1 protein-coding gene is annotated in these 989 nt (G+C 71.9%); it reads right to left on the bottom strand.

Going from position 1 to position 989, the window contains the following annotated elements:
* Positions 1–289: 289 nt before the first annotated feature.
* On the bottom strand, positions 290–989 hold a 700-nt coding region (locus tag AB1460_RS37765; protein WP_368967376.1), incomplete at its 5' end, for a hypothetical protein.

Below are 989 nucleotides of genomic sequence, written 5' to 3'. Positions count from 1 at the left end.
GTCGGGGGATGTGGATAAGAGACACCCCCCGGACTCCCTGCCCCGAACCCCACTGTCGTCGACGTCCACCACGAAGGCACGTGGTGGACGTCGACGACAGCACAGGAAAGGAACCCGCCGGCACCACAGAACCACGCCAGGAGGGTCGCTCTACCCTCTCGCGGGGAGATAAAACAATGTACCGGCGGACGATGCGGAAAGCCGCGGACTGTGCGACGCCGACAATCCGTCGCCCACCGCTTCCCGGGAAGCGGCCACAGCCCTGCTCATGAGGGCATCGGATTCCCGGTTACCGGCGTGGAACCACCCGATCGGCCGGCACCAGCACCTGCCCGGTGACGAACTCACTCCACAGGCCGAACCGGTGAACCCCACGCGGGTCGGTGCTGTCCACATAGCTCACCGGCCGCCCACCGGCCGACGTCACGGCCCCGAACGTGATCACGAACCGGGTCGTGCCGGGACGGTCCTGCGGCGGGGTGCTCGTCGGCGGCAGCAGCTCGTCGAGCGCCCACCGGTACCGCCCCCGGTACGGCGCCGACACCGGCTCCAGGGTCTGCTCCAACACCGCCCCGGTAGACGGGAACGCCAGCACCACCCCCGCCCGCCCGGCGACCCGACTGTTCACCGCGACCGCCGACGCCTGACTGCCATCCGGGTAGCTGGCCTGCGCAGACCCGACCCGCGACCCCGCCGGGCAGGCCTCGACACCATGGGTGTCCACCGTCTCCCGACTGCACGTCGGGAACGCCGACGGGTTGAACCGCAGCTTCTCGTCGAACAGGAACACGAACCGGCGGGCAGCCGCGGGCACCGGCGAGCCATCCGCGGTCCGACTCGTCCGGTCGAAGGTCACCTCCACCCCGGCCGGGCTCCCCGCCCGCGCCACCGACACCTGCAGCCCGTCCACGTTCTCCGGACCGCCCACCGTCGCCTCCGCGGGCCGCTGCGGACCGGCGGGAGCCGGATCCGGCGCACCCCGCCCGCCC

The organism is Parafrankia sp. FMc2 (genome assembly GCF_041008525.1).
Lineage (GTDB): Bacteria > Actinomycetota > Actinomycetes > Frankiales > Frankiaceae > Parafrankia.
This window is presented reverse-complemented; position numbering and strand designations above follow the sequence as displayed.